General features: G+C 54.1%; 15 protein-coding genes. 7 read left to right on the forward strand and 8 right to left on the reverse strand.

Translation table 11 applies throughout. The annotated features are described in order from the left end of the window. Positions 1-13: 13 nt before the first annotated feature. Positions 14-1,042 (reverse strand): sensor domain-containing diguanylate cyclase, encoded by a 1,029-nt coding sequence (locus BH714_RS05065; RefSeq protein WP_040017217.1) that lies wholly within the window; start codon positions 1,040-1,042, stop codon positions 14-16. A gap of 304 nt (positions 1,043-1,346) precedes the next feature. On the opposite strand from BH714_RS05065, the gene BH714_RS05070 reads away from it, so the two are divergent. Together BH714_RS05070 and BH714_RS05075 are read left to right on the forward strand one after the other, a co-directional pair. Next, entirely contained in the window at positions 1,347-1,601 is a 255-nt protein-coding gene (locus tag BH714_RS05070) for a putative hemolysin (RefSeq protein ID WP_020884447.1), read from the forward strand. Between the two features lie 80 nt (positions 1,602-1,681). After that, positions 1,682-1,987 (forward strand): nuclear transport factor 2 family protein, encoded by a 306-nt coding sequence (locus BH714_RS05075; RefSeq protein WP_014169628.1) that lies wholly within the window; start codon positions 1,682-1,684, stop codon positions 1,985-1,987. Here BH714_RS05075 and BH714_RS05080 read toward each other — a convergent pair whose 3' ends face one another. Next, positions 1,988-2,332 carry a DUF488 domain-containing protein gene (locus BH714_RS05080; RefSeq protein ID WP_040017218.1) on the reverse strand — a complete coding sequence of 115 codons (345 nt, stop codon included), beginning with the start codon at positions 2,330-2,332 and terminating at the stop codon, positions 1,988-1,990. It abuts the gene before it with no gap. A 151-nt stretch (positions 2,333-2,483) separates the two neighbouring features. Here BH714_RS05080 and BH714_RS05085 point away from each other — a divergent pair, with 151 nt between their 5' ends. Then, complete coding sequence (locus BH714_RS05085; RefSeq protein ID WP_040017219.1) at positions 2,484-3,191, forward strand: CTP synthase C-terminal region-related (seleno)protein; 708 nt, start codon at positions 2,484-2,486, stop codon at positions 3,189-3,191. 30 nt (positions 3,192-3,221) lie between these two features. On the opposite strand, the gene BH714_RS05090 is transcribed toward BH714_RS05085, so the two are convergent. Continuing rightward, positions 3,222-4,409 carry a CynX/NimT family MFS transporter gene (locus tag BH714_RS05090; RefSeq protein ID WP_040017220.1) on the reverse strand — a complete coding sequence of 396 codons (1,188 nt, stop codon included), beginning with the start codon at positions 4,407-4,409 and terminating at the stop codon, positions 3,222-3,224. 99 nt (positions 4,410-4,508) lie between these two features. Here BH714_RS05090 and BH714_RS05095 point away from each other — a divergent pair, with 99 nt between their 5' ends. Then, positions 4,509-5,300 carry an AraC family transcriptional regulator gene (locus BH714_RS05095; protein ID WP_040017221.1) on the forward strand — a complete coding sequence of 264 codons (792 nt, stop codon included), beginning with the start codon at positions 4,509-4,511 and terminating at the stop codon, positions 5,298-5,300. On the opposite strand, the gene BH714_RS05100 is transcribed toward BH714_RS05095, so the two are convergent. After that, complete coding sequence (locus BH714_RS05100; RefSeq protein ID WP_014169633.1) at positions 5,284-5,730, reverse strand: DUF441 domain-containing protein; 447 nt, start codon at positions 5,728-5,730, stop codon at positions 5,284-5,286. The genes BH714_RS05095 and BH714_RS05100 overlap by 17 nt on opposite strands. A gap of 144 nt (positions 5,731-5,874) precedes the next feature. Here BH714_RS05100 and yoaI point away from each other — a divergent pair, with 144 nt between their 5' ends. Next, positions 5,875-5,979, forward strand: a complete 105-nt coding sequence (gene yoaI, locus BH714_RS24265; RefSeq protein WP_014169634.1) for a small membrane protein YoaI — start codon at positions 5,875-5,877, stop codon at positions 5,977-5,979. Positions 5,980-5,999: 20 nt separating this feature from the next. Here the strand turns inward: yoaI and BH714_RS05105 are convergent, their stop codons facing one another. From BH714_RS05105 to yeaG, 3 genes are all read right to left on the reverse strand, one after another. Next, the gene (locus tag BH714_RS05105) at positions 6,000-6,500 is read right to left on the reverse strand and encodes a YbaK/prolyl-tRNA synthetase associated domain-containing protein (RefSeq protein ID WP_014169635.1); all 501 of its coding nucleotides are present in this window, start codon (positions 6,498-6,500) and stop codon (positions 6,000-6,002) included. Positions 6,501-6,614: 114 nt separating this feature from the next. After that, positions 6,615-7,898 (reverse strand): YeaH/YhbH family protein, encoded by a 1,284-nt coding sequence (locus BH714_RS05110; RefSeq protein WP_040017223.1) that lies wholly within the window; start codon positions 7,896-7,898, stop codon positions 6,615-6,617. 99 nt (positions 7,899-7,997) lie between these two features. Then, positions 7,998-9,932: a protein kinase YeaG gene (gene yeaG, locus BH714_RS05115; RefSeq protein WP_014169637.1), complete on the reverse strand. Its 1,935-nt coding sequence runs from the start codon at positions 9,930-9,932 to the stop codon at positions 7,998-8,000. 432 nt (positions 9,933-10,364) lie between these two features. Between yeaG and BH714_RS05120 the strand changes: the two genes are divergently transcribed. Both BH714_RS05120 and BH714_RS05125 read left to right on the forward strand, forming a co-directional pair. Then, positions 10,365-11,114, forward strand: a complete 750-nt coding sequence (locus tag BH714_RS05120; RefSeq protein ID WP_014169638.1) for a MipA/OmpV family protein — start codon at positions 10,365-10,367, stop codon at positions 11,112-11,114. 91 nt (positions 11,115-11,205) lie between these two features. Further along, a complete protein-coding gene (locus BH714_RS05125; protein ID WP_040017231.1) occupies positions 11,206-12,060 on the forward strand; it encodes an aldo/keto reductase in 855 nt (284 codons plus the stop codon). Positions 12,061-12,107: 47 nt separating this feature from the next. On the opposite strand, the gene BH714_RS05130 is transcribed toward BH714_RS05125, so the two are convergent. Next, positions 12,108-12,992 (reverse strand): D-hexose-6-phosphate mutarotase, encoded by an 885-nt coding sequence (locus tag BH714_RS05130; RefSeq protein WP_014169640.1) that lies wholly within the window; start codon positions 12,990-12,992, stop codon positions 12,108-12,110. Positions 12,993-13,013: the final 21 nt, after the last annotated feature.

The following is a 13,013-nucleotide window of genomic DNA, read 5'->3' on the forward strand; positions in this document are numbered from 1 at the left end:
AGAGTGTACGGGGTTAATCCATCGCGAGAAAGCGCGTTTTGCTTTTTCCTTTCTTATGCTGATACATCGCGACATCAGCCGCGCGTAACGCACTGTCCGGATCGGTCACGGTGGGGTCAACTTCAATCACACCGAAGCTGGCGCCAGGATAAATAATGTTCACGCTCCCCAGCCAGTATTCTCCTGCAATACGGGCGTCGAGGCGCGTTTTAAGCAGGTTAATCTGTGTGCTCTCACCCGTACTATTGGTCTGGCTAAGCGAGGCCACCAGAAACTCATCACCGCCCAGCCGGCCGATTATCTCGTCCGCCTGTTTTTCTTCAGTCAGACGTTTACCCACTTCAATCAGGAACCGATCGCCTGATTCATGCCCGTAACGGTCGTTAATCAGCTTGAAATCATCAAGGTCGATAAACGCGATGATGGCGTTGCGTTTAAGGTGCTTTGCCAGTGAAAACAGGGTCGTCAGCTCTTCGAAGATGGCGCGACGGTTTGGTAATCCGGTAAGGGCATCGGTATAAGAGTGCGCAATGAGTGCCGCATTGGCTTCCCGAAGCTGGATCACCAGCGACTCTTTCTGAATATACTGGGCAATCAACCCGGCGAATAATTTCAAAACTTGTTCACCGCGATCGCTGGGATGTTTCTTTTCCGTGCTGGTGGCGCAGAGCGTGCCATAGAGTGAACCATCCGCAAGATGAATAGGGATACTCATGTAGGTTGTAATGCCAAGGGCTTTCGCGGCATCGCAATCCGGCCAGCGCTCTGCCACCTCGTTACTGAACAACGTACCACTCTCGATGGCGCGCTTACACAAGGTGTCGCCCCATGGAACGCTCAGCCCCTCAGGGATCTGCATCTGCTTGCTGTTGCGGGCGTAGAGGATATGCTGCAGCCGCGCATTGATATCGACCTTCGTCAGGTAGGTGGACTCCATTTCAGTCACAATCTCCAGCATCTCCAGCAGCTGGCGAACGAGACTTTCAAGGGACTGCTCAGTGGCGAGCGTTTCTGAAACACGGGCAAGGATAATATCCGACATGACGTAGGCTCACTCCCATGCAGAAGACGTCTGCATCTGCATGTTATGCTGAATTTTTCGACTTCGGGCATAGTAAAACATGAATATAAAAATTTTAATATTCATCACAGGGGAGCGGGGGAGAAAAAAAGCCCCGATGTTGAGACCGGGGCAAAGACATCTTGATTACGGAATGATGTTCTCTGGTCATTGAGAACACGTGCCACTGTAGTGTGGAAAAGTGCAGTTAAGATGGAGAAATCGTGGAGAAAGCGGCGATGACCCGTTACCCTTAAAGTCTGATGAAGTTAAAAGGATCAATGAGATGAGATTACTGCTTCTGGCACTCGCGTTACCGCTGGCCGCCTGTACCTCCAAAACATCCCCGCCTGATGCCCCGAAACCGCCCCATGTTATCGGGATGGCTAATCCCGCCTCCGTCTACTGCCTGAATAAAGGCGGGGAACAGGTCCCGGTTCAAAGCCCGCAAGGGGTTCGCACGGAGTGCAAGTTGCCTGGCGGCGAAGTAATCGATGAATGGGCGCTTTATCGTCGCGATCATCCGCAACCTGCCAGGTGACAGCGGGATAGTGGCTGCGGTACACTTCTCTTTAGGATTATTCTTAGCCTTTCGATGGCTACCGTTATCGTGAGAGAAGTATGTTTCAGCTTAAACCGGGCAGCATGGCGATGATCATCGGTGCCCGCACGGCGTCCGGCCGTCGTAATATTGGTAAATCTGTTGAACTGTTTGGCCTGTGTCAGCCCGGCCAGCGTTTCGTTAATCCGGTCAATGGCGTCATGACGCAGTTACCCGCCACCTCGGATCGCGCGCTTTGGCTGGTGACCGGTGATGTCTTCGCGTTTGACAATCAGCACGGCTTTGCGTTTATTCGTGCCGAACATCTGATGCCGCTTACCCCGGATACGGCGCCGCAAATCCTTGATGAACTGATGATTGACTGACTAGACATTACGCAGCCAGTCGGCTAACACCAGGGCGTGATTGTGTTCCTTATCTTTCGCGCCATAGAGAAGGGTTAAGGTCTGCTTGCTGGCCAGCGCAGCAAGACGCAACCCCTCGTCCTTGTGCTGCGCCAGCTCTTCCCGGTACGCCTTGCTGAAGGCGTTGAAATCAAGGGTTTCGCTATGAAACGCCTTGCGTAAATTGTTAGACGGGGTGAGCGTTTTACACCATTCATCATACGCGAGATCGGTTTTCTTCACGCCACGCGGCCAGAGTCTGTCTACCAGCACCCGATAACCATCGTCCGGGCTTGCCTGTTCGTATACGCGTTTACACTGGATCATCTTTTCTCCTCACCTGCGGCCAAACGTTCTGCGTATTACTCTAGCACTTTGTCTTTACCCACCCAATTTAAGGTATTGTGATAATTGCAGAAGATCGGTAGTCTGAGGTTCCTTATGTTATCTGCTAATACTCAGGCATAAGGAACCTTTCATGGAACACCTCCCGGCTAAAACCACACTGCGCATTGCGCTGGTTGGCGATTACAATCCCGATGTTATTGCGCACCAGGCGATCCCGCTGGCAATTGACGACGCCGCTGCCGTTCTTGACCTCACCGCTGATTATGACTGGCTCGCGACCACGGAACTGACCAGCCCGGAAGATCTGGTAGGTTATGACGCTATCTGGCTGGTTCCCGCAAGCCCGTACAAAAACACAGCGGCGGCCTTTATCGCTGCACGCTACGCACGCGAAAACAGCATTCCCTTCCTCGGCACCTGCGGCGGGTTCCAGCATGCGCTGATTGAGTACGCCCGTAATGTGCTGGGCTGGCACGATGCGGCGCACGCCGAAACGGATACCGAAGGCACAATGGTGATTGCGCCATTAACCTGCTCGCTGGTGGAAAAAACCGATGCAATTGAGCTGCGCAACAATACGCTCATCGCCAAAGCCTATGGCAAACCGGAAATCGTGGAGGGATATCACTGCAATTACGGTGTGTCGTCGGAATTTGCACGGGAGCTGGAGAGCGGTGACATGCGCGTCACCGGCTGGGACGAGCAGGGTGAAATTCGCGCCGCGGAGCTACTGACCCATCCGTTCTTCGTGATCACCTTATTCCAGCATGAACGTGCCGCGCTGGAAGGTCGACCGGTGGTGCTGGTACAGGCAATGCTGCGCGCGGCGCGCGGATAAAAAAGGCAGACCTGGTGGTCTGCCATTCTACTAACGGGGCGTGACCTCCCGGTCACGCCCGGCAAGCATACCGCAAACGGCCATGATCACGGCGGCCAGTGCACAGGCCAGAAGCGGATAACGCCAGTCACCGGCAGCATCGTGAATTTTGCCCATCAACGGCGGGCCACAGGCGGCCAGCAGATAGCCAACCGACTGTGCCATGCCGGACAAGGCCGCGGCCTGATGCGCAGAGCTGGCGCGCAGCCCGATGAAAGTCAGGCCAAGGATCATCGTTGCCCCGGTACCAAAACCAAACACCAGTGTCCACATGACCGCCATTCCCGGCGCAAACCACAATCCTGCTGCGCTTATCGCGCACAACAGCGCCACGACGCCGGCGATTGCTCGCTGATCCTTCAGACGATGGAGGATTAGCGGGACAGCGAGACCCGGCACGGCGGTGGCCAGCTGTAAGAGTCCGTGCACAGAACCCGCCTGGGCTTCGCTATACCCGTGGCTGAGCAGGATCGCCGGTAGCCAGCCGATGATGACATAGTAAATCAGCGAGTTAATCCCCAGAAAAAGGGTGACCTGCCAGGCGAGGGCAGAGCGCCAGATGGCGCGGTTATGTAACGCGCCTGCACCGGTCACCGTCGCAACGTGTTTCTGACGCCACTGTGGCAGCCAGAGCAGTAGTGCAGCCAGCGGAAAGGCCATCAGCATTAGCAGGGCGCCATGCCAGCCGGCTTCCCCTTGCGCCAGCGGAACAATCAGTGCGGAACCTAACGCCGCGGAGATCCCCATCGTCAGGGAATACGCGCCGGTGAGTCTGGCAACCTGTCCCGGGAAGTCACGTTTAATTAACCCAGGCAAAAGCACATTGCCCAGTGCGATACCGCAGCCAATCACCGCCGTACCGATGAAAAGCAGGGGGGCGGAAGGCAGGGAGCGCACAGCAATGCCGACGCAAATCAGCAGCAGGGCGATAAACAGGCTGCGCTCCATGCCGATACGCCGGGCAACACCTGCGGCGAGCGGGGAGATAAGGGCGAAAGCCAGCAGAGGCAGGGTGGTCAGCAGACCGGTTTGCGCTGTACTCAAGCCATAATCGAGACGAATGGTATCGAGCAGCGGTGCTGCTCCGGTAAAGGTGACGCGAAGCGTAGTGGCAATCATCAGGATACCTGCGATCAGCAGTGCGCCTTTTTTTCCTGAAACCCGAATTGCAGTAGTCATTGTGTTCTCATACGTTCAAGCGAGCGCACACAATACCGATTTTCTCCACGGTTGAAATCAGGCTAAAATGACAGTTTATCGCTAATATCGGACAACCTGATGATTGGTCTCGGACTGGACGGCTACGATCCCGATAGCCGGCATGATGCGGCTGTCGCGTTTCGCATCCGCGTGGTGGCGCAGGAACAATACATTCCGCGACACCAACACCGTAAGGGACAGCTGATTCTGGCGCTGGGGGGAGCCATCACCTGCGAAGTGGAAAACGCCATGCTGATGGTACCGCCCCAGTATGCCGTGTGGATCCCTGGCCAGATGCCGCACAGCAATAAGGCCACGCCGGGTGCCCAGCTTTGCTTTTTGTTTATTGAACCCGGAGCGGTAAGTTTGCCCGATCGCTGCTGCACCCTGAAGATCTCCCCTCTGGTGCGGGAACTGATCTTATCGCTGGCGGAAAAATCACGTGAAGCGCTTTCGCTTGCTGCCACATCGCGTCTGGTGGATGTTCTTTTTGACGAGCTACCGCTGCAGCGTCAGGAACATTTGCAACTGCCCGTTTCGCCTCATCCAAAAATCCGGCTGATGAGCGAGAAGATGGCGGAAGAGCCTGCCGCCTGGCAGACGCTGGCGCAATGGGCGAGCCACTTCGCCATGAGTGAACGCAATCTGGCGCGCCTGGTGGTAAAAGAGACGGGCCTGAGCTTTCGCCGCTGGCGGCATCAGCTGCAGCTTATTGTGGCGTTACAGCTGTTGATTGGGGGGAAGTCGGTACAGCAGGTGGCACAGTCGCTGGGGTACGACTCCACCACCGCGTTTATCACGATGTTTAAGAAGGGGTTGGGGCAGACGCCAGCGCGGTATATAGCCAGCCTGACTATGACTTCCCGATAAACAGTGAGACCAGCCCGGCCGCAATCAGCGGGCCCACCGGAACGCCACGAAAGAGCGCCACACCGAGCACGGTTCCCACCAGCAGACCGGCCACCAGCGAGGGCTGGCTGCTCATCAGCGTAACGCCACGCCCGCCCAGCCACGAGACAAAAACGCCTACCGCTATCGCTATCAGCGATTTCCAGTTCACAAATGAGTGCAGCAGCGTCGAGGCAGGCAGCGTACCGCTGGCGATAGGTGCCATCACCCCAATGGTCAGAATGATGATCCCGATGGTGAGACCTTGTTTTTCTATCCACGGGAAAAAGGTGTTTAACGGGGTCACGCGCACAATGATCAGCACCAGAATTGAGATAGCGACGGTGGTGTTATGGCTGACAAAGCCCAGCGCAGCGAGGGCCAGAAGAATGAGCAGAGTCGGGTCAAACATAAGGAATCCTTGCCAAAAGAGTAAGCCTGCTTACTTTACGCGGAAACACGGCTGAAGACAGTTTTAAAAAGATTTTACTGCTGTCATAACCCTGTCATTTACGGGGGATAAAACAGGGGCAGGCATCGAAAAAGGGTCGCAAAAATGTACGATCACATGTTTGTCGAAACGCTGATCATCTCTTCATCGTTTTTCGCTGTTGCCATTATCCTGGTCGCGTCAGTTATTTTTCTGGAAAAAAAAGGCTGACGGGATGCCAGCCTACACGATTACGCTTTATGGAACGTCACCAGCTCAGGACGGGCGATACGCAAATAATCTTGCGTATCCATAATCACGGATTTTTCCAGCAGACCGGCGTTAAACGCGATTTCATCGAAACGCTCGAACAGGAGCGGGTCGGCCACCAGTGCCAGATCGGGATGGAAGCTAAAAGGCGGAATGGCGCCAAAAACGCAGGCGGTCAGGGTATCGACTTCGGCAGGGCTTGCGAGAGACGCTTTTATCCCCCCAAAATGGCTGGCAAGCTGGCTTAAATCGGCCTGCAGATCGGCGGCGAGGATCGCCAGAACGTGTTTTTTTACGCCGTTTCCCTTCACCTTACAGACCAGTGCTTTTGCCCCTTGCCCCAGATCGGTTCCGCGGATCTCACTCACCGCTTCACATTTCCCCACGGCGTCATGCTCCATGACGCGAAATCGTGCGCCCTGCTGGGTTAACAACGTAATGAGTTGCTGGTGGGTTGTTGTTCCCTTAACGTCATCAGACATAGCGATTTACCTGTTAAATACCAATACGCAGCGTTTAACCTTAGCACAGAATATTTCGCCGTTGGGATAGGCAGGACGCAAAGAAAACAGCCAGCGGATTCGCTGGCTGTTGGGTCAGGCATTGCTGTTGGCTGACTGTTTATGGAACAGTTCCCTGAACACCGGATAGATATCATCCTGATCGCGGATATGCTGCATGGCAAAGTTATCAAACATCGATTGCAGATGTTCATACTCACGCCACAGCGTCTGGTGAGCACGGCGGGTAATTTCGATATAGCTGTAGTAACGCACCACCGGCAGAATTTTCTTCGCCAGAATGTCGTGACACAGCGGGGAGTCATCCGCCCAGTTATCGCCATCTGATGCCTGCGCGGCATAGATGTTCCACTGCGCCGGGTCGTAACGCTCTTTCACCACTTCATCCATCAGTTTCAGAGCGCTCGACACGATGGTGCCACCGGTCTCCTGCGAGTAAAAGAACTCATGTTCATCCACCTCTTTCGCCTGAGTGTGATGGCGAATATAGACCACTTCCACGTTCTTATAGGTTCTGCTCAGGAATAGATAGAGCAGGATATAAAAACGCTTCGCCATATCCTTGGTGGCCTGGTCCATCGAGCCGGAGACATCCATCAGACAGAACATGACCGCCTGGCTCGACGGTTCGGGGCGTTTTTCGTAATTTTTGTAGCGCAGGTCGAAGGTGTCGATAAACGGTACCCGGTCTATTTTAGCCCGGAGTTCGGCTATCTCTTTGCGCAGGCGTTCCTCTTCCAGCAGTTGTGCCGGTTCAGTATTTTCCACCACCTTCAGGTTGCTCTCCAGCTCGCGGAGTTCGCGCCGTTTACCTGCCGTCATGGCCGTGCGTCGCGCCAGAGAGTTCTGCAGCGAACGGACCACGCTGATGTTGGCGGGCACGCCGTTTGCGGTATATCCCGCGCGATGGGTTTTGTACTCGTTAAGCTGACGATGCTGGTTCTTTTTCAGATTCGGCAGCGCCAGATCCTCAAACAGCAGGTCGAGATACTCATCTTTTGAAATCTGGAAGACAAACTCATCCTGTCCTTCACCGTCCTGGCTGGCCTGTCCCTGACCGCTTCCTGAACCGCCCCCGCCGCCTTGCGGGCGCTCGATTCTGTCGTTCTGCACGAAGTGGTCATTACCTGGGTGTACGCGATGGCGCAGGCCGCCACGTCCCTGATGAAACATCGGTTCGCTGATGTCATCGGTGGGGATGGAGACAGATTCGCCGCTGTCGACGTCGGTCACCGAGCGTTTGTTGATGGCCTCGGAGATCGACTGTTTAATTTGCGCTTTATAACGGCGCAAGAAGCGCTGGCGATTTACCGTGCTCTTGTTTTTGCCGTTAAGACGACGGTCAATAAACCAGGTCATATATCCCCCGTACTGCATTTGCCAACTTGCAGTGTCCGGACGTGCCGGACATTTTTGTAGCCCGGCAGGCGTATGCGCTACCGGGCACTTGTACTTGTATTAAGACGATTTACGTACGCGCAGATACCATTCGCAGAGCAGGCGAACCTGTTTGCGGGTGTAGCCTTTCTCCATCATACGGTCGACAAAATCGTCGTGCTTTTTCTGCTCATCGGTTGACGTTTTAGTGTTAAACGAAATCACCGGCAACAGCTCTTCGGTATTGGAGAACATTTTCTTCTCGATTACCGTGCGCAGTTTCTCGTAGCTGGTCCAGTTCGGATTACGTCCGTTGTTATGCGCTCTGGCGCGCAGGACGAAGTTCACAATCTCGTTACGGAAGTCTTTCGGGTTACTGATCCCGGCCGGCTTCTCGATTTTTTCCAGCTCTGCGTTAAGGGATTCCCGGTCGAACAACTGGCCGGTATCCGGGTCGCGGTACTCCTGGTCCTGGATCCAGAAGTCAGCATAGGTGACATAACGGTCAAAAATGTTCTGCCCGTACTCTGAATAAGACTCCAGGTAGGCGGTCTGGATCTCTTTGCCGATGAACTCCGCATATTTCGGGATCAGGTAGCCTTTCAGGAACTCAAGGTAGCGTTCAGCCTGTTCCTGCGGGAACTGCTCGCGTTCAATTTGCTGCTCCAGCACGTAGAACAGATGAACCGGGTTGGCTGCCACTTCCGCATGGTCGAAGTTAAACACGCGGGAGAGGATCTTAAAGGCGAAACGCGTGGACAGACCGTTCATCCCTTCGTCCACACCGGCGTAGTCGCGGTACTCCTGATAAGACTTCGCTTTCGGGTCGGTATCTTTCAGGCTTTCCCCGTCGTACACGCGCATTTTCGAGTAGATGCTGGAGTTTTCCGGCTCTTTCAGGCGCGAGAGAATGGAAAAGCGCGACAGCGTTTCCAGGGTGCCCGGTGCGCAAGGTGCGTGTACCAGCTCACTGTGGTTAAGCAGTTTCTCGTAAATTTTGATCTCTTCGGAGATCCGCAGGCAATAAGGCACTTTGACGATGTAGACACGGTCAAGGAACGCCTCATTGTTTTTGTTATTACGGAAGGAGACCCACTCAGATTCGTTTGAGTGCGCGAGGATAATGCCGTTAAACGGCAGGGCGGAAATACCTTCCGTACCATTGTAGTTGCCTTCCTGGGTGGCCGTCAGCAGCGGATGCAGCACTTTAATCGGTGCTTTAAACATCTCGACGAACTCCATAATCCCCTGGTTGGCGCGGCACAGCGCACCCGAGTAACCGTAGGCATCCGGGTCGTTTTGCGCGTAGTTTTCCAGCTTACGAATATCGACTTTACCCACCAGGGCGGAGATATCCTGGTTGTTCTCATCCCCCGGTTCAGTTTTGGCGATAGCAATCTGTTCCAGAATGGATGGCCACACCTTGACGACGCGGAATTTGGTGATATCCCCACCAAACTCGTGCAGGCGTTTTGCCGCCCAAGGCGACATGATGGTGCCAAGATAGCGCCGCGGAATACCAAACTCTTTATCCAGAATTTGCGCATCTTCCTGCGGGTTAAACAGGCACAGCGGATGGTCATTCACCGGGCTGCGTTCACCGTTAGCGCTCAGCACATAGATAGGGACGCGCTGCATCAGTGATTTCAGACGTTCAGCCAGTGATGATTTACCCCCACCCACAGGGCCGAGTAAATAAAGGATCTGTTTCTTCTCTTCCAGACCCTGGGCGGCATGCTTCAGGTAGGAGACAATCTGTTCGATGGCATCTTCCATACCATAGAACTCTTCAAACGCCGGGTATCGGGCGACCACCCGATTCGAAAAGAGACGGGAAAGCCGAGGTTCCAGGGCAGTATCAACCATGTTTGGCTCACCAATAGCCATTAATAGCCGTTCTGCCGCATTGGCATAGGCACTGCGATCTTGCCGACAAATGGTAAGAAACTCCTGCAGTGTGAACTCTTCGTCCTTGGCAGCTTCATAACGCTGGCGATAGTGATCGAATATATTCATGGCATGCCGTCCTTTCGTTTTTTAGCACAGGATAAGAGCCGTTCGTATGAGTAGTGGAGGCTCCCGGAAGAGAATCTCTCGCACCTCACTGCCAGAGCAGCAACCTGTGTGCCAGGTCAGACGCTAAGAACCGCAGGGTGTTCAGAAAAAACTCTTCTTAATTTAAAGCGTAGATGGCATTTGCAAAACTTGCATGCCGATAAAATCTAATTTCAATGACATATCAATAACTCATCCAAAAATTTCCCCTGCTGTTTTAGGGTAAAAGCACGTTTTTCATTCAGTAGTCATATAAATGAAAGCAGGCTGTCACCTGAAAAGTTGAAAATAACGGGTTAATCAGACTGATTAGCAGGCAAAAAATTTTGGGATGTACGACAATGGCGGTTAAACTTCTCTCGCTGATTATTTGACTACAGGAAAGAATGGATTGTGACCAAACTCAAACTTCTGGCATTGGGCGTACTTGCCGCAACCGCTGTTAGCACCGCACAGGCGGCGGAAAGTCAGTGGACTGTTGGCGCGGGCGTTGGCGTGATTAACAGCCCATACAAACAGTATGATCGTGATGTTTATCCAGTTCCGGTTGTCACCTATGAAGGCGATAACTTCTGGTTCCGCGGTCTGGGCGGTGGCTACTATCTCTGGAATGATACGGCCGACAAGCTCTCCATCATGGCTTATTACGATCCGACGCACTTCAAGCCGGGTGACAGCGACAGCCATGCGCTTCGCCAGCTCGACAAGCGTAAGAGCACCATGATGGCGGGACTCTCTTATGTGCATAACACCGAATATGGCTTCCTGCGTACCGCACTTGCGGGGGATACGCTGGATAACAGCAACGGTTTTATCTGGGATCTGGCCTGGCTCTATCGCTACACCAACGGTGCGTTAACGCTAACTCCGGGTATCGGTGTGCAATATAACAGTGAGAACTACAACGACTACTACTATGGTGTTTCTAAGAACGAATCCCGTCGTAGCGGTCTGAAGAGCTACAGTGCGGACGACGGCTGGGATCCGTACCTTGAGCTGACGGCGAGCTATAACTTCCTCGGTGACTGGAACGTCTACGGTACCGGGCGCTATGAGCGTCTGAGCGATGAAGTGAAAGACAGCCCGATGGTTGATAAGTCCTGGGCGGGCATATTCTCAGTCGGTGTGTCCTACAAGTTCTGATTGTGCATTAAAACAGTGCAATCATTGCATCAAAACGGGGCGCTTGCGCCCCGTTTGCATTGGTGTGGTGCAACGAAAAAGAGGGGATGATATGAGCGTAAAAACCGTGACCTTTTCCGCAGGGCGTCCACTTCCGGCTATCGGACAGGGTACCTGGTATATGGGAGAAAAAGCCAGCCAGCGTAAATCCGAAGTGAATGCACTGCGGGCGGGCATTGATATGGGGTTAACGTTAATTGATACCGCTGAAATGTATGCCGAAGGCGGAGCGGAAGAGGTGGTCGGGGAGGCCATTAAGGGCCAGCGCGACGACGTTTTTCTGGTATCAAAAGTCTACCCGTGGAACGCTGGCGGTCTGAAAGGCCAGGCGGCGTGTGATGCCAGTCTGCGACGTCTCGGGACAGACCATATCGATCTCTACCTTCTGCACTGGCGCGGTAACTATGGCCTGGATGAAACCATTACGCTGATGGACACACTCCAGCAGCAGGGAAAAATTGGCCGCTGGGGCGTCTCAAACCTGGATTATGAAGATATGCAGGCGCTGTGGCGCGAAGAGGGCGGTTCCGCCTGTGCCACTAATCAGGTGCTTTATCATCTGGCGTCACGGGGAATTGAATTTGATCTGCTTCCCTGGTGTCAGCAACAAGCGATGCCGGTGATGGCTTACTGCCCGCTGGCTCAGGCCGGTCGCCTGCGTTCGGGGCTGATGAACCATCCGGTCGTGAATGCCATCGCGCATAACCACCGCGCCACTGCCGCCCAAATTCTGCTGGCGTGGGTTATCCGCCATCAGGGTGTTATTGCCATACCGAAAGCGGCCTCGATTGAGCATGTTAACGCCAACGCTGGAGCGCTGGAGATAACCCTCACCGCGGAAGAACGTCACAAACTGGATAATGCTTTCCCGCCACCCACCCATAAACTCCCGCTGGATGTCGTTTAATCCTAACGCATGCCCCTCTCCTTTACAGGAAGAGGGGCGGTAGCGTATTAGCGCTTCACAATACTGATTGTCTGCCCTAAGCGAGACGGTTTTTCTTCGCTGGTTTTTTGTGGCGCAGTGACGCACGCCGTTTCCACACAGACGAACGTTTTGTAACCGTCATCAGGCACGTCGGCCATACTGACAGAAAGTGCCGGGCCTGGGTTCCAGCCCACCACGTTGCTGTGATGGTGGTGTACCACTTCGATACCACGGTTCAGGGCGCTGTCGTGGATCACGTTGCACGCTTCCGGATGCAGGTAAACGCGGTCAGTACGGTCCGGGAACGTCTGAATGCCGTCGCTCAGTTTTCCTTCTTTCGCGTTATCCACTTTGTCGATAAAGGTATCGCCAAGGCCGCTCACCTTCACGGCGCTGATGTCACCAACGTTGAAATAGGTGTGCAGGGCGGAGGTGGTTTCAAATTCGCCGTGTGCTTCCAGTTCGATTTCGCAGGTTTTGCCCAGCTTGAAGCGTGCGTACAGGGTGAAATCGTGCGGCCACAGGGCACGGGTTTCCTCATTCGCCTGCAGCTCAAAGGTCAGTACCGCACCGTTATCGTCTTCATTGTGCGCTTTCAGCGTCCACTGCTGGTTACGGGCAAAACCGTGAGAAGGCAGGCCTTTCTCAGCGGAAGGACCAAACCATGGCCAGCAAATAGGCACGCCGCCGCGAATCGCATCCCCTTTTTTAAAGGAGGTCGCGTCGCTCAGCCACAGTGCTTCCGTTTCGCCTTCAGGTTTCCAGGAGAGCAGGTGTGCGCCGTTCAGCGCCACGGAGGCTTTTACGCGCGGGTGGTCAACGACGATGATATCCGCACCATCAATCTGGCGGCGGGAGAGCACAGGGGTAAGTTGTTCGACTACCGGAAGTGCAAAAATTTTATTAATCATTAAGCAATCCTCTGTCTAAAA

The sequence above is a fragment of the Enterobacter ludwigii genome, assembly GCF_001750725.1.
GTDB classification, from domain to species: Bacteria; Pseudomonadota; Gammaproteobacteria; order Enterobacterales; family Enterobacteriaceae; genus Enterobacter; species Enterobacter ludwigii.

Coding starts and splice junctions, on each gene's coding strand:
- BH714_RS05065 (WP_040017217.1), bottom strand. CDS start 1,042: ATGTCGGATATTATCCTTGCCCGTGTTTCAGAAACGCTCGCCACTGAG.
- BH714_RS05070 (WP_020884447.1), top strand. CDS start 1,347: ATGAGATTACTGCTTCTGGCACTCGCGTTACCGCTGGCCGCCTGTACC.
- BH714_RS05075 (WP_014169628.1), top strand. CDS start 1,682: ATGTTTCAGCTTAAACCGGGCAGCATGGCGATGATCATCGGTGCCCGC.
- BH714_RS05080 (WP_040017218.1), bottom strand. CDS start 2,332: ATGATCCAGTGTAAACGCGTATACGAACAGGCAAGCCCGGACGATGGT.
- BH714_RS05085 (WP_040017219.1), top strand. CDS start 2,484: ATGGAACACCTCCCGGCTAAAACCACACTGCGCATTGCGCTGGTTGGC.
- BH714_RS05090 (WP_040017220.1), bottom strand. CDS start 4,409: ATGACTACTGCAATTCGGGTTTCAGGAAAAAAAGGCGCACTGCTGATC.
- BH714_RS05095 (WP_040017221.1), top strand. CDS start 4,509: ATGATTGGTCTCGGACTGGACGGCTACGATCCCGATAGCCGGCATGAT.
- BH714_RS05100 (WP_014169633.1), bottom strand. CDS start 5,730: ATGTTTGACCCGACTCTGCTCATTCTTCTGGCCCTCGCTGCGCTGGGC.
- yoaI (WP_014169634.1), top strand. CDS start 5,875: ATGTACGATCACATGTTTGTCGAAACGCTGATCATCTCTTCATCGTTT.
- BH714_RS05105 (WP_014169635.1), bottom strand. CDS start 6,500: ATGTCTGATGACGTTAAGGGAACAACAACCCACCAGCAACTCATTACG.
- BH714_RS05110 (WP_040017223.1), bottom strand. CDS start 7,898: ATGACCTGGTTTATTGACCGTCGTCTTAACGGCAAAAACAAGAGCACG.
- yeaG (WP_014169637.1), bottom strand. CDS start 9,932: ATGAATATATTCGATCACTATCGCCAGCGTTATGAAGCTGCCAAGGAC.
- BH714_RS05125 (WP_040017231.1), top strand. CDS start 11,206: ATGAGCGTAAAAACCGTGACCTTTTCCGCAGGGCGTCCACTTCCGGCT.
- BH714_RS05130 (WP_014169640.1), bottom strand. CDS start 12,992: ATGATTAATAAAATTTTTGCACTTCCGGTAGTCGAACAACTTACCCCT.